This window comes from Pseudomonas sp. BIC9C, assembly GCF_034541995.1.
Taxonomy (GTDB): domain Bacteria; phylum Pseudomonadota; class Gammaproteobacteria; order Pseudomonadales; family Pseudomonadaceae; genus Aquipseudomonas; species Aquipseudomonas fluorescens_CC.
In genome coordinates, this window is the sequence record NZ_JAWDGM010000001.1 from 1802484 (window position 1) to 1822051 (window position 19568).

The window sequence follows — 19568 nt, forward strand, 5'->3', positions numbered from 1 at the left end:
CATCAGTCCAGTGAGGCTCAGGATCGCCATGTTTGGAACGTTTCCGAACCGATCTCATTGACAGCACTGAGCATCTTGGGGAGCGGAATCGTGAAGCAGCGTGACGCCGAAAAGGCGACAGATTGATTTTCTCGCATCACTGTCTATTGGGTCGACTTCTGTCGGTCAATGACACCCAGTGTGCTGAAGTCCGATGCAAACGACTGGTCAAGTCGAATGCAAAGGGTGGTCAAGTCCATGCAATTACGCATCAGGTGCGAGAAGACCAGAAAGGCATGCGGTCTTCATCACAATCATGTGCGCTTTCCAGAATGGAAGTCGGAAATGCTCGGCCTGAAGCCGACCGACACCAGTGCTTAGTATTCAAGATAATGCCCTTACCCAACACAAGCTTTCAGCCGTCCAAAGGCGTCCAATTGCCTGAACGTCGACCTACCCATCTGACGCTTGAAGCTGGCCACGACGTACAAACTGTTCAGGGTGGTCAACACCCAGAACCTTCCTTCCTTACGCACAGATAAGATGTGCGAGGTTCGAATCATATGCCCATCCTGAAACCACTCACGCGGCCCTTTTCGTGCGTGATCAAAAACTATGGCGATGCACGTATTGCCTACGAATAGCGCGTCACTTAGGTATCCAGTAATTGGTGAATCGTAGGGCCACTGTTGGGCGCAAATAATTCTTTGTAATTGGAAGTTGGTTAAGTGGCGGACAAGGCGACCTGCGTCGTTCGTTTCGAGCATGGTTGAGTTCTCTCCGCTTTAAAGGTTAGTGCGTCAGGGGATTCAGAGGCGTTCGCCTGAGCGAAGCAACGCAAGAAAACTTCGCCGCCCGGCATCGCGCATGAAGCTGCAGATGACGTAATTGCCCTCTCGCGTTTCAAGTAACCAGAACCTCCCCTCCTTCCAAGTCCTCTGGATTTTTCCTGTTCGAAGAATCGCGCCATCTGCAGGGCGATAGACGTCGTCAAGCTCAATGTGATCGAACGAGACACCTAAGCATGTGTCCTCAGCAATCGTCGCATCACTGATAAACGCGGTGATCGGCACGCTGAATTTTCGAAGATTCGCCCTCACTAAGCGTCTCATTTGGAAGTCGCTCAGTTCTTTGCTGTGAAACTCTATTTCGATTACTTCTGGCATCCGGCTTCAACTCCGAAACGATTCAATAGGCACCCGCGATGATCATCGGAATGGGCTATTCATTCCGACTCCATCAATGCTCTCAGCTTGACCTGTAACTCCTCTTGGGTCGGCACTGAGCTAAGACCCAGGTCAGGATCAGTGCGAATCAGCCGTCGATCGTGAACTGGCCAGCTTTCAAAAGGATCATCATCCAAGGCAATCCAACTCGTCAGGCCTGCTCTAGTTACTGCCGCACGAATCTGCTGATAGCGGCTGTACATGTCATAGCCCTCAAGCGGGGCCTTGGGCATCCTTGAGTGCCATGTACTACTCACGGTGAGAGCCTGCAAATCGGGTGGCAAAGCAGCACGTGCACGGCGGTAACCGAGGATGCGCACCCAGCTTGTCGATAAGCTGATTTTGACTCGAGGAAACTCCTTCAGTATCTCTACCAGGATTTTGGCATGCATCATCAGTTGCCCTGGTGCACGCAACACCAACCCACTCCGGGTACGGTAAACGTCGTCTGGGTGTAGTACCCCATCAAAATCGAGAAATAGAACTCGATCATTCGGCGTCAGCCGGCTGCTTGTCGTGCAGTTCCAATCAAACATGGTAAAGAACTCTCAAAGCCGGCCCTCCTGGAAGTTATCTGCTCACCCTGGAGAGCACTGTCGTATGCGCTCAATCAACTCCGTCCGGAGCTCGTCAAGACTGACTAGGCCATCCACATATCGCTGCAGCTCAGCCAGTTGCGTAGAGGAAGGCCTCACACCTTCGAGTGCCTGACAGCCAAGCACCTCCGCCACTGCTTTGCGACGTCGTTCGCGCTCGAGCTCATCGATCTGCACGTGCCAACTCCCCTTCGCTTAGCCAAAGCCTCCACCAAAGGGGAAGCCTGGCTATGAAGTGCTTACTTAAACGCCTTACTGAAGCGCTGTGAAAGTGTCACAGCATCGATCACTGCCCAGCTTTCCGGTTGGCTACTTTTCCGAATAAAGTTGATCGCACATCCAACCATGAACACGCCCGCAGCGACTCCTTCCCAAGCCGCTGCCTTAAACGTCGCTGGAACGAGATAACTAGGGTTGACGCTACCCGTTACGAGGTGGATCGGATAAGGCGAAATGAAGCAACCAGCAACGGCCACCGCAATCATCAAGGGTACCGCTGCAACAATCATTAGAATCGGTACTTTGATCTGGTACTGCTTCGCCGCGACAAGCTTGCCGCTCGAGCCCTTTACTGCGTAGATGATGGCTTTGTTCTCAGTCTTGTCTTTTTTCTTTGTGAAGATGCCGTAGAGAGTTACTCGCTCCCCCGCCTCGATCTCTTCAAAAATCTTTCCTGGCAGCAAAACGCTCGGCAACACCTGCCCATCGATAACGATGCGCGCGGTCACAGTCCCCTGCTCGGTGGCAATCACTCGTGGCTTCTCGATCACTCCAGTGACCTGCCGGCAATCAAATCGAATCAAAACGTGCTCCTGCAATTTTTTAAAGGCGTAGCCAATCGCACTGCCTGAATGGCAGCGTGAGTGAAAGTGTTAAGTCAGTTACGCGCGAAACGAGAAAACGGTACTCAGTGCTGCTGGCTTTCTCACACCATCACCAAGCAATAGGTAGACGGTGCTTTTGGTTTCAAACATGCACGGGTGGTCATGCGATATTCCGAAATTGGTGCGCACCCAATGCCCTGGCGGGAATCGATGCCGGCTGTCACTGACTACTTCATGTGCATAGACAACTAGGGGCAAAATTCCCATGGATGACAGCTTTTGGTGCTCGTCCTGGGTGAGTTGCAAGTCGGCGATGATCCATTGCTTCACCAGGCAGAACGGTTTTCCGGGGAAGGCCTGCTCAGCGAGGTTTTTCAGTTCGTCCTGAGTGCCGTGCCAACCGGGAGCCTTTTCCTCTGAGGCATGAAGAAATTGGGTGACTTCATCTAGAGTTGCAGCCATGGATCCTCCAGAGCTCTATCCCTCATGAGCGTGCACTCGTGTAGATTCGTCCGGCATCAGTGACGAACTCATACACGGGGTGCGCTTCAGTACCAGGTTGCAAGCGAATCTCGGCCAACACTTCCATCACGTAGCCAGTCTGCGCATTCATCATTGGTGAGGTGATCAGATGGACTTTGTTCACATGCATGAACACCGAGCTGTCGCAGTTATAAGCTGCCTTGACGATTTCCACATCGCTGACCAGTCGTGCGATCGGGCCTATGCAGTCTTCATCAAACCCCATGCCCTCGATCAAGAAGCTGAAGTTGCAGCGACTGAGGTTGACTGTGTCCCAGAAGAGCAACGCATCGGGGCGCTTCACAAAGGTACCCCTAAGCTCGCTGCGGTTAGTTAAAAACACTTTCAGTCCTAATATCCGAAGACAGCAAAATTGGCGGCACCCTAAGACACTCCCCTATGAAGCGTTACTCAGCCTTCAGCTAGCCAATTCATGGTGATCGTTCAGCCAATATAATCGACCAGCAACGAAGACCATGCCGAGCACCGTGAAAGTGGCACCACCATTGTTTTCACATCATATTCTATATCCGATGGCGTGAAAATGACCAATGTGGCTCTATCCTCGCTTTTGAGGGTTCGTCATGGTCACGAGGCAGTCGCTAGCGGCAGTCCTCCGCGCAGCCCGTTCAATTGCGGGCTCGTCGAGAGAGGACTTGGTCTCCAGAATACATCCGACCTATCTCCACGATCTCGAGAACGCAAAAAGCGGAACCACGCTGGAAAAGCTGGGAGCCCTGTCAACGGCGCTCGGGTGCGACCCGCTTGCGCTTTTAGTGATCGCATCAGCGCAAGACATGCAACTAACCAATGCGAATCGTTTGCGGATGCTCGCTGATGAACTTGATCGCCTCACTGAGCTTGGGCTTTTAAAGGGGGCGGCTGAGCAACTGGAAGGGGGATCCCTCAAATCTCTGCGAAGCGGGCGAAGCCTGCCAGAAGATAAGCACAGGGCTGTTCTGCGATGCAGAGAAGAAGGCCTATCCCAAAAAGAAACGGTTGCAGCGACAGGTGTTTCCGCTTCGACCGTCAGCAGAATATGGCGCAGGGATTTAAATCAAAACTAGCGGCTCAGGCCGTTACTCAGCCGCTGTTATTCAGCTTTCCGTTCGACGCGTTGGGATTTACGAAGTCTCGCTATCACTCGTTTGAAGTTCGGCCTCAAGAAGCGCCTTCAAACCAACCTGCCTTGAAAAGGCCTTGGGTGGCAACCTGATAGCGTCTCGCACCGCATCGATGTCGCCCACCAGGATGACCTGCACCTGAGCTCTGGTGACTGCGGTGTAGACGAATGTTCTGTCTAGGATGCGTGATTTGCGGACAGGGATGATAACCCTCTTGAATTGTGACCCCTGTGCCTTGTGCACCGTGATGGAGTAAGCGAGCTCTATTGAATCGACGTCGGTGTCCAGAATGTAATGTTGAACACCATCAAAGGTCGCCATTCCCAGCGCTATGGCGATACGAGGTTTGTTCTCATCCCCTAGGTCTACTGATTGCGGTTTATCAAACACCTCATCAATCTGGCCAAGCGATCCGTTTTGCAGGTTCCGCACCCAGTCGTTTGCGGTGTACATAACCAGATCCCCGACACACAAGCCTGTTGCCTCGATCTCACCTGTTTCAGGGTTCTCCGCAAGTAACGGGCTGCTGTGGTCAGCGTATTTGATATGGCACGTTCGATTGATCGTCTCGCCCCAGCAAAGGCACAGGATCTGGTGGCTGAAAGAATCTGTGTATTTACCGAATCTTGCTCATAGAGCCGGATAACAGTCGAAATGATTTGATCATCGGAGCAAGGCAAAAACACGACGTCATCTGCCTCGTTAGAGCTGAATGTCGGCTGTATTCCATCGCGAATCTGGCGGGATGCCAAAGGTATGGCGGACTCTTTCGACTGACGCTTAACCTCGGTTAGTTCAGTGGTCGGCACTCCGGGCATGCTGCACAGCACGTGCAGGATAAGTCCGGCTCCAATGGGTGGTAGTTGGTAAGGGTCGCCAACCAGGATCACCTGACTTTCGGGTGGTAGTTTCTGAACCAGACGGTAGAACGTGACAAGATCAAGCATCGACGCTTCATCAATGACGATGATTGGCGCTGGCCCCATTTCTTTATCGGTCACCTTCGTCAGAAAGCCTGCAATAGTCCGCGCTTCCTCACCCGTAGCTTCAATCATACGAGCGGTGGCTCGGCCAGATAGCGCCATTTGGAATCGAGGTCGACCTGTCGTATCGAGGGCTTTGTACAGAGCCTTGAGTACAGTGGTTTTTCCTACTCCGGCACCGCCAGTGATGATGCTGAAGCGTTTGGCAAACGAGGTAGCTACTGCGAGCTTCTGAGCTTGGTTCAAACCAAATGCAGGAAGCCCCAGATGCACCCTCTCCCCCGCCTCAAACTGCGTGATGACCTCGCTTACATCCACAGCGAACAGCTGTGGCTGCAACGACGGGGTAACGATCAGGTCTCGGATGAACTGAGCACAACGTCGCTCCATCAACCATGAACCAGGTGCAAATAGCATCACACCCAGGTGATCGAGCTCCTTGCATACAAACTGACCGGCTGACGAGCCCGCCAACAAGGCCTTTGCCAGCGCCGCGCTTGGAGCTGAATGGGGTTTGATCAGTTGCCCGACGGTGGCCTGAAGATCTCTAAGTGAGCTGCATGTGTGGCCTTTCTCAGAAACTCGATACAGAGCCTCCTCCAATGCCGCAGCAATCCTTCGATGATCATCAATGCTCACGCCAAAGCTATCTCTGGCGATGCCATCCACCAGCCCCCATACCCCTTCGAAACTGAGAAGCCGATACGGATCACTGGTCAGCGCGGAGATCGTGTTCTTCTTGTGGAACCGAATTGCTTTCCTGGCTAGGCCTAGTGGAATTTGCTTGTCCTGAACGAAGCGGAGTGTTTTAGCATCTCCGTCTTCAGCCCAACGCTTGAACATGCCCTCTCGAACATCTTCAGTCGGGATGATCAGCATTATGGCATCGTGATCAGCATGATCGAGCACTTCATAAAGCCGCTCTCCCAGAGTATCCCAAAGCCGAGTAGCCTTAACCTCACCAACCCCTTTGATGTTGTCACCTAACCACTGGATTACTTGAGAGCCGCTCGGGCGAACAAGACGAATATCCTGGGCATCAACAGTCATTTCATTGATCGCAAACGCGCCATGAGTCCTCAGGATAGTGGTGACTTCGCCATAGACCTCAAAGATAGCGCCTACAGCGATGTCGGAGAGCTTGGCGATAGCGTCCGCCACCTTGATGACCACAGGTCTCGACCGGTCATTGATGCCCCGAACAACATCCATGCGATGACCGAATGCGATGCACCCCTTGCGGTTAGCAGAACGGATGCTGGTGATGCGTACACTGATGTTGATCAGCGTAGGGGCAATGGCATTCATCTGGGCATCCTTCCGGTTTCTTCGAGAAACTCGCTCATGAGCGTGTGGCGATCTAGCATTTGCTTGGCGGCTTGGAGCTCAGCGCGCAACGCGGCGTTCTCTTGCTCCAGCGAGTTCAGTCGCTGACCGTCCTGCCTCCGCTGCTTCGCATCAGTGTCTCTCAGCGCAGGCTCCACTTTCTGTCCCGATGGCAGAGAAGCCACCAAGGGAGGCAATACCCCTGCCACCCTGAGTTCAGCCTCAAGACTCTCCAGCGCCGAACGGATGGCCGGATTCTGCACGAGAGCACTCTTCCCGAACCCGCACTCAGTTGCGATTTCGGAACGCTTCAGCTTGCCCCGGTGAACGTATTCTCTGAAGTCACCGTCAGACTTCGAGGTTGCCCAGGCAAGAAAAGCAGCGTGGTTTTGTTCAGCAATCTGCTGCCCGTTAGCCATCAGGATTTCGCCTCTGAGGAGTCACGGTCAACAAACGGCAGCGGAGCATCAAGCTTGTCCGCCGACACGTTGAATTTATGGGCGTTGTACTGCCAACGCATGAACCGCTCCAACAACCGTTCGTTCTCACGCTCTAGTCGGTGATTTTCAGCCTCCAGCCGACGAATTCTCTGCTCAGCGATACTGAGGCTTGCAGGTCGTTTGGTTGAAACAAAACCGGACTTCAGCCTGGCTTTTTTGTGAGTAAAAGCGCTCTTAATCTTCTCGTGTGAATTCAGGGTTTGCCGAGTAGGCCGTGATCCTATCAACGGCTCAATGGCATCGCAAAGCGCCTCCCAGGAGAGCTTTCCTTCCCAACCGTCAACCAAGCCGACAATCATATCCAGGTCTTTCGGACTCAAGTGCTTTGCCATACCTTACATCCCCATCAGTGCACGGAGCTCGTCCATGTCCGGCTCGTCGTTTTCGGGTGCAGGTAGGCTCGGGGTAGTTGATCGGGCAGCAATAGCACGCTTCAGCGGACTGAATTCCTGATCATTGCTCAAACGAATGATCGTGCCGTCGGGAGTATCCTTCGACTCCAGAATTTCGATCAGTTGATCAGCTCGTTCGAGGGTTTTGATCTGATGCTGACTCCACCGATCTGCACCGTAGATACCGTCCTCGTTGGCAGCCTGCGCCTTTGCAAGCTGAACACGAATTCCATCACGGTGGTTCTTGAGTCGTTCGAGCTTGCCGTCATCCCCTTTCACGCAGACCTGCTCAGTGCAATTCAGACAGTCACGGTGCTTCTGGCACGGCAGCATCGAATAGTCATGCACGCAGAAGCCGAAGATTGTGATGTGAGCAATCCCCTCACCCAAGGCATCGAGGTCAGCCAATGTTACTGGCGTGTTCTCTTTGATCTTGGTTAGAGCGACGCCAATTCCCGCCTCCCTGGCCATCTCGACATGCTCATCAGCTGTCATGTGGTTATAGGTAGCGTTCTGGTGGATGTTGGCTCGCCCTGACCATTTGGCGATGTCCAACTGGCCCAGGCTGCCGCGTTGAGCCAGCGTATTCAGGTAGTGGCGAACTTGGTGAGATGTCATGGAGATGGGAGTACCGTCAGGGTTCTTGTAGCCATTCCGTTCCCAAATGCTGCGCTCTTGGCCATCGATGTAGTTGATGTCAGTGGTGAACGTACTCTTCCCTGGAGCCCAGACAATGATAGGTCGAGGCGGCATATCCACCCTCAGTTCATTCTGACGAAAGCAGCAAAGGGCTTCGGAATACTTGATGTGCCGTTCTTTATTGAGCCATGGCCACCCCTTTGGCAGCTTGCTGTGCATAAAGTCATTGAGAAATGACAGCGTCACAAACCCTTTACGGGCATATATTTCGCCGTATGGCTCGTACCCCGAAACGCGGTTTTGAGGGCGTCTCTAGCATTTCCGCTCGCCGAGACACCTAAAGCTTTGCATGCTTGCTCATTCGTTAGCTGCTGATTCTCCCCTACATTCGGGCAATCTTCGTGGCGGTAAAACTTGTCTGGATGGCTTTCAAGCCACTTCGCTAGCTTGCGGCCTGGCTCAGACATTTCGTTGAGACGACGGACTGCTTCCTCGGCGATTTGCACCATCGGTGTGGGTATCCACTTGATGTCGGATTCATATCCCTTGCCGGCGTAGAACCTCAGCCCCGTGCGCTCGATGCCCTTTGCGTCTATCTCCCGATACAAGCAGTTCACTGGAAGATCCTGAACTTCTGTAATCCTGGACGGTGCACACATGCACAGCGCAAAGATCGACGTAGTGAAGCGATCACGCGCGCCTTGCAGGTCGTTGTTGAACATCTCAGCCATGGCTTCAAGCATGTAGTCGTGAGGCATTTTTTCCTCGCGCCGCAGCTTGGCAACATCATCCGTACGATGAATCTCTTTTGGCTTTTTGATGGGATTTTTCCAAGCGATTGGCGCTGGAATGATTCGGCTTTCATTCAAAAATTCGACTAGCTTCACCAGGCTGATGCCAGCTTGATATGACGAGGCATCATAAGTGCGCGCTACTTTCGCGGCCTCATCCAAGACACTAATGTCGGTTAGCGTTATGTCAGCGGAGCCTTTGATTTCAAGCAAAGCAGCTTCAATGCAACGGATCGCCTTGAACTCGTTTTTGAGTTTGTTCGGGTTATGCCCCTGCTGGTAACGAACGTAGGCTTTAGCGAAAGGAATGATGCCAGCGTTGAGGATCTGATCCTCGGTATATCCACGGGATGATGCCCCTTTCTTTGTGAAGTTACCCACACCTGGCCACGAATTACTGTACCAGTCGAGATCGGAGCCAAAAACTGTGAGCCTGTCCCGGCACATGAGGATGAACTCTTCCAGGTTTTGCTGGCTGGTCAGCTGAGGCTTGGGAACGAACTGAAAAATATTACTCATCGGCGGAGTCGCCCTTCATGGCATTGCAACGGGTAACTACATCACTGACGGCGAGGATGAGCCGGTCATTCACGGACGCTATCTTCAGATCACCTGTGTTCGCTAGGACACCGTCACGCTCAGCAATCAGCTCCTCCAGGACAAATTCATGAGGCCCATCCAGCCAGGGCTGGAAGTGAGAACAGGTGTAGCAAGCGATAGGAGCCAGAGCACCACAAAAACCGTAGCTGCCACAGGTACCAACATTTCCTCCGGCGCTGCAGATCCGGCTGCTACGGTCATCACCCCGCCGAGCTTTCGACTCATTCACCACAAGGACACCTTGGAACGCCTGAGCCAGTGGGGCCAGCTGCAGAGCCACAGCCTTGTCAATCCGCTCAACTATGTCAGGAATGTTCTTTACATAAACGCCAGCATTCTGAAGATCCGAATGATCGAGAGCCTCCGCAATGACGTATTCACCCTTCCCCTCCCTGGCCAAGTTAGTGCCAAGGGTATACCTGAAGCGGTATGCATTAAGATGAGTAACGGCCCCGGTTCGCTCGCTAACTACACCAATGATTTCTTTGACACTCCGCATGACCTCAGCAACTTCCTGCGACCGCGCGTGGAGGAAGTCACCGTCCAATTGGTCTTTCAAACTCCCCTTGGGGTCGTAATTGCCCAAGGCAGGGAATAGAGGCAATTCTAGAATGAGATCACGCTCGAGCGCCTTACCGTAAGCGTCCTCGAAGGCCAATCGTACTGCTTCCGCTTGAGACTGCAGCAGAACCCACAGATCCTCCACAATTTCAAACTTGGAAAAAGAACTCCGCCAGTCCGCATGCCGCTGTTTGGCGCGAGGGAAATTTACATAATATTTTTGACCTCGCTTAATCAGATCCTTAATTTTCAGCGCAGTAATCTGAATTGGCCTACGCCCTGTCAGGGACAGGATCATCGCATAGCATGTATCCCGGAGCTTTATCCTACCCTCCGCAAATCCTTCGATCACACTTGAAACAATCCCATCCATTTCAATATCAGTAAGCGGGCCGCTCTCAGGACACATTGACTGAACTGCGTATCCTTTTTCGTTTCCTTTGATCTTCCACTTTTCGATCATGCTCAACGCTTGGGGAGGAACACCGGGATAGCCAAGCGCAGTCCATGTACGCATGAAAACTCGAATCGAACTCAGCATCCAGTCGTTCTTGCCTAAGCTAGCCCGATATGAAATCAGAGAATCCGAACTAAAAGGTTCGAAACCTACACAGAACTCCAAATAAGGTTTCAACCATGTAAAAAGATTTTTCGCGTAGTTAGGAGAGCAAGTTTCGGCATACACTGCCAATACTTGGCGAAAGCTCACGCCCAATTCGCTACCGATCAACTCATCAATGTCACTTGGATAAAAAGCGATATCTTTACTCAAGCGCCAATGATCAGACAAAATGATAACTTCATACCCGTCCCTTGACAGAAAATCAGTACGCAGATAGCGAGACGACAGAGCACCATTATTAACGATCACTAGAAGACTTCCTCAAATACTTCTCTTGCAAACCAATCACTGCCTTACCGGCTTGTTCTTTGATATGACGCTTATTGTATGTGCGAGCAGTACCTGAGGTTTCGTTCCATCCCATCAGGTATGAGCGGAGTTTTTCTTCGCGCTCAGGGCTCGTCCCCCTCTCATCGCAACTCTGAGAGAAAATGTAATTCCAATGATGACGAAGAGAGTGGGCGTGAAGTCCAGAAAATTCGTTAGCGAGACTAGACAAAGTTTCAATGAAGCGCCCAAATCCGGAGTTAGATAATGGCCATCCCAAAGTATCACCGGGTTTATGAGTTACGAATAGGTAACCATGCTTTCGTGCACCTGGAACCTTGTTGCGATAACGAGAAATGTAATCACGGATTTTGTCCATGAACTCTTGAATCAGGGGAAAGGTGCGTTCACGGGTCTTGGCCAAGGGTTGATAAGTCCTTGGATCATCTGGTGAGTCCGCACGTCGGACAACTTTGACGGTGTTTTTAGCAAAGTCGAAATCCGCTATCTTGAGATTCAATACCTCTCCTCGCCGCATCCCAGTGATACGGAGGAGCCCGAACAACAGCGCATTCCTGAATTGAATGCCGATGTCTATGACAGGGTTGGCTTCATGGCCAGGAGTGAGGATCTCTTCAAGCTTGTCTAGCAGAGTGTCATCGAGATGGGTCTCCGACCGGTCTGACTCGGTCTTACCGGGAGTCTTAGGACGGTTCGCTTTGATCTGCGCGACCATGGCCGCAATTGAACTCGCACTGCTCTCCGTCATGGGGTGCAATCTGCCTGCCAGAAAACCCACGAAGCATGCAATGTCAGTCATGCGGTTGTACTGGCTGTCTCTGCTAACTCGCTTACGACGCCCTTTGATGGACACCACCTTGCCGTCCTTCGGTCGCGTGTCCGCCAGCCGTTTCTGAGCGAAGTCTCGAAGGGAATGGATCTCATGAGGCAGGAGCAGCTCGCTTCGCCTAAACCGCGACTCCAACTCCAGGTTGTAGTAGTCCTGCCAGGCGAACAGCAACTTGAGCGATGACAACACACTGTTGATCGTGTTGATCGAGAGGGAGGCACCGCGCAGCTCGGCTGTCACATAGAGCGCCGGGTAGTAGAGGGGCATCCCAGTATCGTCGACAAGGATCGAAAACCTCTCCCCCGACTCACCCTGAAATCTTCTGATCGATTGCATACACACCTCGAATTCCTTACGTAAACTCAAGGTAGGAGCGTGGAAATAAATCGTCAACCTATTTTTTACACCCCGAAAACGAGAAAGCCCCCGCAGTGCGGGGGCTTTCTTATGAAACTTTACAAAAAAGTCTCAGGTGGACTCTAGAACGGAATATCGTCATCAAAGCTGTCGAAATCCGGAGCCGGTTGCGGCGCAGCCTGTTGAGGGGCCGGACGCTGTGGCTGTTGTTGCGGCGCAGGGCGCTGGGCCTGCTGGCGCGGAGCGGATTGCTGGTAGTTGTTACCGCCGCCCTGACCTTGCTGGTCGCCCTGTGGACGGCCGCCCAGCAGTTGCATGGTGCCTTGCATGTCGACCACGATTTCGGTGGTGTAACGCTTGATACCGTCTTTTTCCCACTCGCGGGTCTGCAGCTTGCCTTCGATGTACACCTGCGAACCTTTACGCAGGTATTCACCGGCGATTTCCGCAACCTTGCCGAACATCGAAACACGGTGCCACTCGGTCTTTTCGACTTTCTGACCGGTTTGCTTGTCGGTCCACTGTTCGCTGGTCGCCAGACTCAGGTTGGTCACGGCATTACCGTTAGGCAAGTAGCGAACTTCGGGATCCTGGCCGCAAGTGCCGACCAATATGACTTTGTTAACCCCACGGGCCATAACGTTCTCCTAGGCTACGCACGCTGCCCCGGCCGGGTTGTTCACCAGGCGCTCAAGGGTGGTGCGATCCAATAGTTCGGTGTCCAGTTTGATGTAAATCGCCGCCTCATCTGCGACGATGACTGCATCTGTTACCCCTACGACCGCCTTCAGGCGCTCGACCAGACCCGCTTCGCGGATCGCCTCGGGCGACAACGGCAAGCGCAGGCTTGTGACGTAGGGAGGTTCACGCATGGTAACAGCAAAGGCCAGCCAGAGGGCAGCCAGACCGGCGCATCCGAGGAACACAACCGACAGACCGCCATGCTGGAACAGCCAGCCACCGAGGATTCCCCCCAGTGCCGAGCCCAGGAACTGACTGGTGGAATAAACCCCCATCGCCGTGCCCTTGCCGCCTGCCGGTGAAACCTTGCTGATCAGCGACGGCAACGAAGCCTCCAGCAGATTGAACGCGGTGAAGAACACCACCGTACCGATCACCAGAGCCCGCAAGCTGTCGCCGAACTGCCAGAAGAATAGCTCAGTGAGCATCAGCGTCAGCACTGCGCCCAATAAAACTCGTTTCATTTTGCGTTTCTTCTCGCCGTAGATAATGAACGGGATCATGGCGAAGAAGGAAATCAGCAACGCGGTCAGGTACACCCACCAGTGCTGCTCCTTGGGCAGCCCGGCCTTCTCGACCAGTGCCAGCGGCAAGGCGACGAAGCTGGACATCAACATCGCGTGCAACACAGAAATGCCCAGGTCCAGACGCAGCAGGTCCGGATGCTTGAGCGTCGGGATCAGCGCCTGGCGCGCGACACCGGACTCTCGATGCTGCAACGGGCCGGTGGAGCGCGGCACCATGAACATCACGATCACAATGCCGAACAGCGCCATGCCACCAGTGGCAAGGAACAGCCCGGACAGCCCGAAGGCGCGGGTCAGCAGCGGGCCGACCACCATGGCCACGGCAAACGACAGGCCGATGGTCATGCCGATCATGGCCATGGCCTTGGTCCGGTGCTGCTCGCGGGTCAGGTCGGACAGCAAGGCCATGACCGCCGCGGAAATCGCCCCGGCGCCCTGCAGGATTCGCCCGGCGATCACGCCCCAGATCGAATCGGCATTGGCCGCCAGCAGACTGCCGAGGGCAAAGACGATCAACCCCAGGTAAATCACCGGGCGTCGACCGATGCGGTCGGAAATGAAACCGAACGGAATCTGGAAAATGGCCTGGGTCAGGCCATAAGCGCCAATCGCCAGACCGATCAGGGCCGGCGTGGCCCCGGCCAGATCCATTCCATAGGTCGCCAGTACCGGCAACACCATGAACATGCCAAGCATACGGAAGGCGAACACCAGGGCCAGACCGCTCGCTGCGCGGGTCTCGCCGCCACTCATGCGCTCGCTGTGGGGATCGTGCATGGAAAAACCTCATGTGAACCGGCGGCGATTCTACCAGTCCCATCGATTGGCAGGGTATATCGCGACGCTTTGACGCGCATTGCTGACACAGTCTTCATGTAAGACAGTAGCCCACTCGTTTGATAGTGTGCATCCATCCAGTATTTGGCCGTATACTCCTACGTTTTCGACGCCCGCCGAGCGAGGCCACCTTGGACAAGATCCTGATTCGTGGGGCTCGAACCCACAACCTGAAGAACATCGACCTGACCCTGCCACGGGACAAGCTGATCGTCATCACCGGCCTGTCCGGCTCCGGCAAGTCGTCCCTGGCTTTCGACACCCTGTACGCCGAAGGTCAGCGCCGCTACGTCGAATCGCTGTCGGCCTACGCCCGGCAGTTCCTGTCGATGATGGAAAAGCCCGATGTCGACACCATCGAAGGCCTGTCGCCGGCGATCTCCATCGAACAGAAATCCACCTCGCACAACCCGCGTTCGACGGTCGGCACCATTACCGAAATCTACGACTACCTGCGCCTGCTGTATGCACGCGTGGGTATTCCCCGTTGCCCGGATCACGACATCCCGTTGGAAGCACAGACCGTCAGCCAGATGGTCGACCTGGTCCTCGCCGAACCGGAGGGCAGCAAGCTGATGCTGTTGGCGCCGGTCATCCGCGAGCGCAAGGGCGAGCACCTGTCGGTTTTCGAAGAACTGCGCGCCCAGGGCTTCGTCCGCGCCCGGATCAACGGCAAGCTCTATGAGCTGGACGAAGCGCCCAAGCTCGACAAGCAGAAAAAACACACCATCGATGTCGTGGTCGACCGTTTCAAGGTTCGCGCCGACCTGCAACAACGCCTGGCCGAATCCTTCGAGACCGCGCTGAAGCTGGCGGACGGCATCGCCCTGGTGGCGCCGATGGATGACGAGCCGGGTGAAGAGATGATCTTCTCCGCACGCTTCGCCTGCCCGATCTGCGGCCATGCGATCAGCGAACTGGAACCCAAGCTGTTCTCCTTCAACAACCCGGCCGGTGCTTGCCCGACCTGTGATGGTTTGGGAGTAAAGCAGTTCTTCGACATCAAGCGCCTGGTCAATGGTGAACTGACCCTGGCCGAAGGGGCGATTCGAGGCTGGGATCGACGTAACGTCTATTACTTCCAGATGCTTGGCTCGCTGGCTTCTCACTACAAATTCAGTCTTGAGGTTCCATTCAACGAACTCCCTGCCGATCAGCAGAAATTCATCCTGCACGGCAGCGGTTCGCAAAACGTCGATTTCAAATACCTGAACGACCGTGGGGATATCGTCAAACGCTCGCATCCGTTCGAAGGCATCGTGCCGAACCTGGAGCGACGCTACCGCGAGACCGAGTCGGCGTCGGTACGTGAAGAGCTGGCCAAGTTCCTCAGCACCCAAGCCTGCCCGGACTGCCGCGGTACCCGCCTGCGGCGTGAGGCGCGGCACGTATGGGTCGGCGAGAAAACCCTGCCGGCAGTGACCAACCTGCCGATCGGTGATGCGTCCGATTATTTTGGCGGACTCACGCTCACCGGCCGGCGTGGCGAAATTGCCGACAAGATCCTCAAGGAAATCCGTGAGCGCCTGCAGTTCCTGGTCAACGTCGGCCTCGATTATCTGTCGCTGGATCGCAGCGCAGACACCCTGTCCGGTGGCGAGGCCCAGCGTATCCGTCTGGCCAGCCAGATTGGCGCCGGCCTGGTGGGCGTTCTGTACATCCTCGACGAACCCTCCATCGGCCTGCATCAGCGCGATAACGACCGGCTGCTGGGCACACTCAAGCACCTGCGCGATATCGGAAACACGGTGATCGTGGTCGAGCACGACGAAGACGCGATTCGCCTGGCCGACTACGTGGTGGACATCGGCCCGGGTGCTGGTGTGCACGGCGGGCATATCGTTGCCGAAGGCACACCGGCCGAGGTCATGGCCCATCCGGACTCGCTGACGGGCAAATACCTGTCGGGCCGGGTGAAGATCGAAGTCCCAGCCAAACGCACGCCGCGCAACAAGAAGCTGACGCTATCGCTCAAGGGCGCGCGCGGCAACAACCTGCGCAATGTCGATCTGGAGATTCCGATTGGCCTGCTGACCTGTGTGACCGGTGTATCCGGCTCAGGCAAGTCGACGCTGATCAACAACACGCTGTTCCCTTTGAGCGCTACAGCGCTGAATGGCGCCACTACCCTTGAAGCGGCCGTCCACGACAGCATCAAGGGCCTTGAGCACCTGGACAAGGTCGTCGACATCGACCAGAGCCCGATCGGTCGCACACCACGCTCCAACCCGGCGACCTACACCGGGCTGTTTACACCCATCCGCGAGTTGTTCGCCGGCGTGCCGGAATCCCGCTCCCGCGGCTACGGGCCGGGACGCTTCTCCTTCAACGTCAAGGGCGGGCGTTGCGAAGCCTGCCAGGGCGACGGCCTGATCAAGGTGGAGATGCACTTCCTGCCGGACATCTACGTGCCGTGCGACGTGTGCAAGAGCAAGCGCTACAACCGCGAAACCCTGGAGATCAAGTACAAGGGCAAGAGCATCCACGAAACCCTCGAGATGACCATCGAGGAAGCGCGGGAGTTCTTCGATGCCGTACCGGCCCTGGCGCGCAAGCTGCAAACCTTGATGGACGTGGGCCTGTCGTACATCAAGCTGGGGCAATCGGCGACCACGCTCTCCGGTGGTGAAGCCCAGCGGGTGAAACTCTCCCGCGAACTGTCCAAGCGTGACACCGGCAAGACCCTGTACATCCTCGATGAACCGACCACCGGGCTGCACTTCGCGGACATCCAGCAACTGCTGGACGTGTTGCATCGCCTGCGCGACCACGGCAACACCGTGGTGGTGATCGAACACAACCTGGACGTGATCAAGACCGCTGACTGGCTGGTGGACCTGGGACCGGAGGGCGGTTCCAAGGGCGGGCAGATCATTGCCGTCGGCACGCCGGAGGAAGTGTCAGAGATGAAGCAGTCTCACACCGGCTACTACCTCAAGCCGCTGCTGGAGCGTGATCGGGCTTGACCGGGCTTTTTTGTTTCTGTAGGAGCGAGCTTGCTCGCGATGGTCGTAAACGATAACGCAGGTATTTTGGATAACTGCGGTGGCTTCAGGTTCATCGCGAGCAAGCTCGCTCCTACGCAAGCCGCTGCTGGAGCGTGATCGGGCTTAACCGGGAGCAATGAAAAAGCCCCTGTCACTTCATCAGTGACAGGGGCTTTTTTGTTTCTGCTGGATCAGGCGTGGGACTGCAGGTAGTTCTCAAGCCCGATCAACTTGATCAGACCCAACTGCTTCTCGAGCCAGTAAGTATGATCTTCTTCGGTGTCATGCAATTGAACCCGCAGCATTTCGCGGCTGACATAATCCTTGTGCTGCTCGCAGAGCTTGATGCCCTTGCACAGTGCGGCGCGGACTTTGTATTCCAGGCGCAAATCCGCTTCGAGCATCTCGGTCACCGTGGTGCCGACATCGAGATCGTCCGGACGCATGCGCGGCGTGCCTTCGAGCATCAGAATCCGGCGCATGAGCGCATCGGCGTGCCCTGCCTCTTCTTCCATCTCGTGGTTGATTCGTTCGTAGAGCTTGGTGAAACCCCAGTCCTCATACATCCGCGAGTGGACGAAATATTGATCACGCGCCGCCAGTTCGCCGGTCAGCAACGTGTTGAGGTAATCGATCACATCTGGGTGGCCTTGCATCGCCCTACATCTCCCTGCTTGAAAGTTGTAGTTTGAACCAACATGCCCCTATCGTCACTCGCAAGACGCAATAAAAGCGAAGATATTCTGAGAAAACCGGCTGAAATAACGCAAAAACCGCCCAAACAAGGGCGGTTCTGCTTCTCATTTAGACTTCGTTAAGCTGTACGTTGAGCAGCTTTGCGATTGCTTCTCCATACGCAGGGTCAGCCTTGTAGAAATGCTGCAGCTGACGGTCAACCACATCACTCGACACACCCGCCATCGCACCGGCGATGTTGCTGACCAGCAGTGATTTTTGCTCTTCAGACATCAAGCGGAACAACGCACCAGCGTGACTGTAGTAATCAGTATCTTCACGGTGGTCATAACGATCGGCGGCACCACTAAGGGCCAACGCGGGCTCTGCGTAACGAGGCGCCTGCTTCGGCGACTCGACGTAGCTGTTTGGCTCGTAGTTCGGCGCTGCACCACCGTTGCTTCCAAAGGCCATCGAGCCGTCGCGCTGGTACGTATTGACCGGACTGCGAGGCGCGTTCACCGGCAGTTGCTGATGGTTGGTGCCTACGCGGTAGCGGTGAGCATCCGCGTAGGCGAACACCCGACCTTGCAGCATGCGATCCGGCGAGAGACCAACCCCTGGAACCATATTGCTAGGGCCGAACGCCGCTTGCTCGACTTCCGCGAAGTAGTTCAGCGGATTGCGATTGAGCTCCAGTTCTCCGACTTCAATCAGTGGAAATTCCTTCTGCGACCAGGTCTTGGTGACATCAAACGGATTCTCATAGTGCGCCGCCGCCTGAGCCTCACTCATGATCTGAATGCACACGCGCCATTTTGGAAAGTCACCGCGTTCGATGGCATTGAACAAGTCGCGCTGGGCGTAATCCGGATCAGTACCCGCCAGGCGTGCCGCCTCGCCAGGCGCCAGGTTCTTGATCCCCTGTTTGGTCTTGTAGTGCCACTTAACCCAGTGACGCTCACCTTGAGCGTTGATAAGGCTGTAAGTGTGGCTACCAAAGCCGTGCATGTGACGATACCCGTCAGGAATACCCCGGTCGGAGAACAGGATGGTGACCTGGTGCAGCGCCTCAGGCGAATGCGACCAGAAGTCCCACATCATCTGGGCACTTTTCAGGTTGCTTTGCGGCAAGCGCTTCTGGGTGTGGATAAAGTCTGGAAACTTCAGTGGATCGCGAATGAAGAACACTGGTGTGTGGTTACCGACAATGTCCCAGTTGCCTTCCTCGGTGTAAAACTTCAAGGCAAACCCGCGCGGGTCACGCTCGGTATCGGCCGAACCACGCTCACCACCCACGGTGGAAAACCGCAGGAATGTCGGGGTTTGCTTGCCGACTGCATCAAACAGCCTGGCACTGGTGTATTGAGTGATATCGCGCGTCACGGTGAACGTACCGTAAGCACCCGAGCCTTTGGCGTGCACGCGGCGCTCAGGAATGTTTTCACGGTTGAAGTGGGCAAGCTTCTCGATCAGGTGGAAGTCGTCGAGCAGCAGCGGGCCACGAGGGCCGGCGGAGCGGGAATTCTGGTTATCGGCAACAGGAGCGCCGCTGGCGGTGGTAAGCGTTGTGTTCTGGCTCATGCGATCTTCCTTTCTCTGTCGGTCTTGAACTGCCGGCTAATCGGCTGAGAAGGAGTAT

Annotated in this window: 20 protein-coding genes; 2 read left to right on the plus strand and 18 right to left on the minus strand. The window is 55.0% G+C overall.

What is annotated here, in order from left to right; translation table 11 throughout:
- Nucleotides 1-788: 788 nt before the first annotated feature.
- The 6 genes from RS887_RS08395 to RS887_RS08415 all read right to left on the minus strand — a co-directional run bounded on the left by RS887_RS08395 (nt 789) and on the right by RS887_RS08415 (nt 3451).
- Complete coding sequence (locus RS887_RS08395; protein ID WP_322615030.1) at nt 789-1145, minus strand: hypothetical protein; 357 nt, start codon at nt 1143-1145, stop codon at nt 789-791.
- A gap of 59 nt (nt 1146-1204) precedes the next feature.
- The gene (locus RS887_RS08400) at nt 1205-1741 is read right to left on the minus strand and encodes an HAD domain-containing protein (RefSeq protein WP_322615031.1); all 537 of its coding nucleotides are present in this window, start codon (nt 1739-1741) and stop codon (nt 1205-1207) included.
- A gap of 42 nt (nt 1742-1783) precedes the next feature.
- Complete coding sequence (locus tag RS887_RS30530; protein ID WP_416339941.1) at nt 1784-1978, minus strand: antitoxin VbhA family protein; 195 nt, start codon at nt 1976-1978, stop codon at nt 1784-1786.
- A 62-nt stretch (nt 1979-2040) separates the two neighbouring features.
- Entirely contained in the window at nt 2041-2604 is a 564-nt protein-coding gene (locus RS887_RS08405; protein ID WP_322615032.1) for a hypothetical protein, read from the minus strand.
- Nucleotides 2605-2682: 78 nt separating this feature from the next.
- Nucleotides 2683-3087: a DUF6957 family protein gene (locus RS887_RS08410; protein ID WP_322615033.1), complete on the minus strand. Its 405-nt coding sequence runs from the start codon at nt 3085-3087 to the stop codon at nt 2683-2685.
- Nucleotides 3088-3109: 22 nt separating this feature from the next.
- On the minus strand, nt 3110-3451 hold the full coding sequence (locus tag RS887_RS08415; RefSeq protein ID WP_322615034.1) for a hypothetical protein: 342 nt from the start codon (nt 3449-3451) through the stop codon (nt 3110-3112).
- A 523-nt stretch (nt 3452-3974) separates the two neighbouring features.
- On the opposite strand from RS887_RS08415, the gene RS887_RS30535 reads away from it, so the two are divergent.
- On the plus strand, nt 3975-4214 hold the full coding sequence (locus RS887_RS30535; RefSeq protein ID WP_416339954.1) for a helix-turn-helix domain-containing protein: 240 nt from the start codon (nt 3975-3977) through the stop codon (nt 4212-4214).
- A 57-nt stretch (nt 4215-4271) separates the two neighbouring features.
- On the opposite strand, the gene RS887_RS08420 is transcribed toward RS887_RS30535, so the two are convergent.
- The 10 genes from RS887_RS08420 to RS887_RS08465 all read right to left on the minus strand — a co-directional run bounded on the left by RS887_RS08420 (nt 4272) and on the right by RS887_RS08465 (nt 14204).
- On the minus strand, nt 4272-4724 hold the full coding sequence (locus RS887_RS08420) for an ATP-dependent RecD-like DNA helicase (protein WP_322615035.1): 453 nt from the start codon (nt 4722-4724) through the stop codon (nt 4272-4274).
- Nucleotides 4637-6562: an AAA family ATPase gene (locus RS887_RS08425; RefSeq protein ID WP_322615036.1), complete on the minus strand. Its 1926-nt coding sequence runs from the start codon at nt 6560-6562 to the stop codon at nt 4637-4639. Before RS887_RS08425 ends, RS887_RS08420 begins: the two co-directional genes overlap by 88 nt.
- Complete coding sequence (locus RS887_RS08430) at nt 6559-6999, minus strand: VPA1267 family protein (RefSeq protein WP_169880800.1); 441 nt, start codon at nt 6997-6999, stop codon at nt 6559-6561. The genes RS887_RS08425 and RS887_RS08430 overlap by 4 nt, the downstream gene beginning before the upstream one ends.
- A complete protein-coding gene (locus tag RS887_RS08435) occupies nt 6999-7412 on the minus strand; it encodes a hypothetical protein (protein ID WP_322615037.1) in 414 nt (137 codons plus the stop codon). Before RS887_RS08435 ends, RS887_RS08430 begins: the two co-directional genes overlap by 1 nt.
- Before the next feature lie 3 nt (nt 7413-7415).
- Entirely contained in the window at nt 7416-8330 is a 915-nt protein-coding gene (locus RS887_RS08440; RefSeq protein ID WP_322615038.1) for a hypothetical protein, read from the minus strand.
- A gap of 23 nt (nt 8331-8353) precedes the next feature.
- Nucleotides 8354-9421, minus strand: coding sequence for a hypothetical protein (locus RS887_RS08445; RefSeq protein WP_322615039.1), 1068 nt, complete (start codon nt 9419-9421; stop codon nt 8354-8356).
- Entirely contained in the window at nt 9414-10934 is a 1521-nt protein-coding gene (locus RS887_RS08450; RefSeq protein WP_322615040.1) for a site-specific integrase, read from the minus strand. Before RS887_RS08450 ends, RS887_RS08445 begins: the two co-directional genes overlap by 8 nt.
- Nucleotides 10924-12138, minus strand: a complete 1215-nt coding sequence (locus tag RS887_RS08455; protein ID WP_322615041.1) for a site-specific integrase — start codon at nt 12136-12138, stop codon at nt 10924-10926. Before RS887_RS08455 ends, RS887_RS08450 begins: the two co-directional genes overlap by 11 nt.
- Nucleotides 12139-12281: 143 nt before the next feature.
- Nucleotides 12282-12797, minus strand: coding sequence for a single-stranded DNA-binding protein (locus RS887_RS08460; protein ID WP_057400623.1), 516 nt, complete (start codon nt 12795-12797; stop codon nt 12282-12284).
- A gap of 9 nt (nt 12798-12806) precedes the next feature.
- The gene (locus RS887_RS08465) at nt 12807-14204 is read right to left on the minus strand and encodes an MFS transporter (RefSeq protein ID WP_322615042.1); all 1398 of its coding nucleotides are present in this window, start codon (nt 14202-14204) and stop codon (nt 12807-12809) included.
- Nucleotides 14205-14395: 191 nt separating this feature from the next.
- On the opposite strand from RS887_RS08465, the gene uvrA reads away from it, so the two are divergent.
- Complete coding sequence (uvrA, locus tag RS887_RS08470; protein WP_322615043.1) at nt 14396-17230, plus strand: excinuclease ABC subunit UvrA; 2835 nt, start codon at nt 14396-14398, stop codon at nt 17228-17230.
- A gap of 212 nt (nt 17231-17442) precedes the next feature.
- On the opposite strand, the gene bfr is transcribed toward uvrA, so the two are convergent.
- Together bfr and RS887_RS08480 are read right to left on the minus strand one after the other, a co-directional pair.
- Nucleotides 17443-17907: a bacterioferritin gene (gene bfr / locus RS887_RS08475; protein ID WP_007970123.1), complete on the minus strand. Its 465-nt coding sequence runs from the start codon at nt 17905-17907 to the stop codon at nt 17443-17445.
- 148 nt (nt 17908-18055) lie between these two features.
- Complete coding sequence (locus tag RS887_RS08480; RefSeq protein ID WP_322615044.1) at nt 18056-19510, minus strand: catalase; 1455 nt, start codon at nt 19508-19510, stop codon at nt 18056-18058.
- Nucleotides 19511-19568: the final 58 nt, after the last annotated feature.

Coding starts and splice junctions, on each gene's coding strand:
- RS887_RS08445 (WP_322615039.1), bottom strand. CDS start 9,421: ATGAGTAATATTTTTCAGTTCGTTCCCAAGCCTCAGCTGACCAGCCAG.
- RS887_RS08465 (WP_322615042.1), bottom strand. CDS start 14,204: ATGCACGATCCCCACAGCGAGCGCATGAGTGGCGGCGAGACCCGCGCA.
- RS887_RS08480 (WP_322615044.1), bottom strand. CDS start 19,510: ATGAGCCAGAACACAACGCTTACCACCGCCAGCGGCGCTCCTGTTGCC.
- RS887_RS08395 (WP_322615030.1), bottom strand. CDS start 1,145: ATGCCAGAAGTAATCGAAATAGAGTTTCACAGCAAAGAACTGAGCGAC.
- RS887_RS08420 (WP_322615035.1), bottom strand. CDS start 4,724: ATGTACACCGCAAACGACTGGGTGCGGAACCTGCAAAACGGATCGCTT.
- RS887_RS08410 (WP_322615033.1), bottom strand. CDS start 3,087: ATGGCTGCAACTCTAGATGAAGTCACCCAATTTCTTCATGCCTCAGAG.
- RS887_RS08425 (WP_322615036.1), bottom strand. CDS start 6,562: ATGAATGCCATTGCCCCTACGCTGATCAACATCAGTGTACGCATCACC.
- RS887_RS08400 (WP_322615031.1), bottom strand. CDS start 1,741: ATGTTTGATTGGAACTGCACGACAAGCAGCCGGCTGACGCCGAATGAT.
- bfr (WP_007970123.1), bottom strand. CDS start 17,907: ATGCAAGGCCACCCAGATGTGATCGATTACCTCAACACGTTGCTGACC.
- RS887_RS08460 (WP_057400623.1), bottom strand. CDS start 12,797: ATGGCCCGTGGGGTTAACAAAGTCATATTGGTCGGCACTTGCGGCCAG.
- RS887_RS08440 (WP_322615038.1), bottom strand. CDS start 8,330: ATGCACAGCAAGCTGCCAAAGGGGTGGCCATGGCTCAATAAAGAACGG.
- RS887_RS08435 (WP_322615037.1), bottom strand. CDS start 7,412: ATGGCAAAGCACTTGAGTCCGAAAGACCTGGATATGATTGTCGGCTTG.
- RS887_RS08455 (WP_322615041.1), bottom strand. CDS start 12,138: ATGCAATCGATCAGAAGATTTCAGGGTGAGTCGGGGGAGAGGTTTTCG.
- RS887_RS30535 (WP_416339954.1), top strand. CDS start 3,975: ATGCTCGCTGATGAACTTGATCGCCTCACTGAGCTTGGGCTTTTAAAG.
- RS887_RS08430 (WP_169880800.1), bottom strand. CDS start 6,999: ATGGCTAACGGGCAGCAGATTGCTGAACAAAACCACGCTGCTTTTCTT.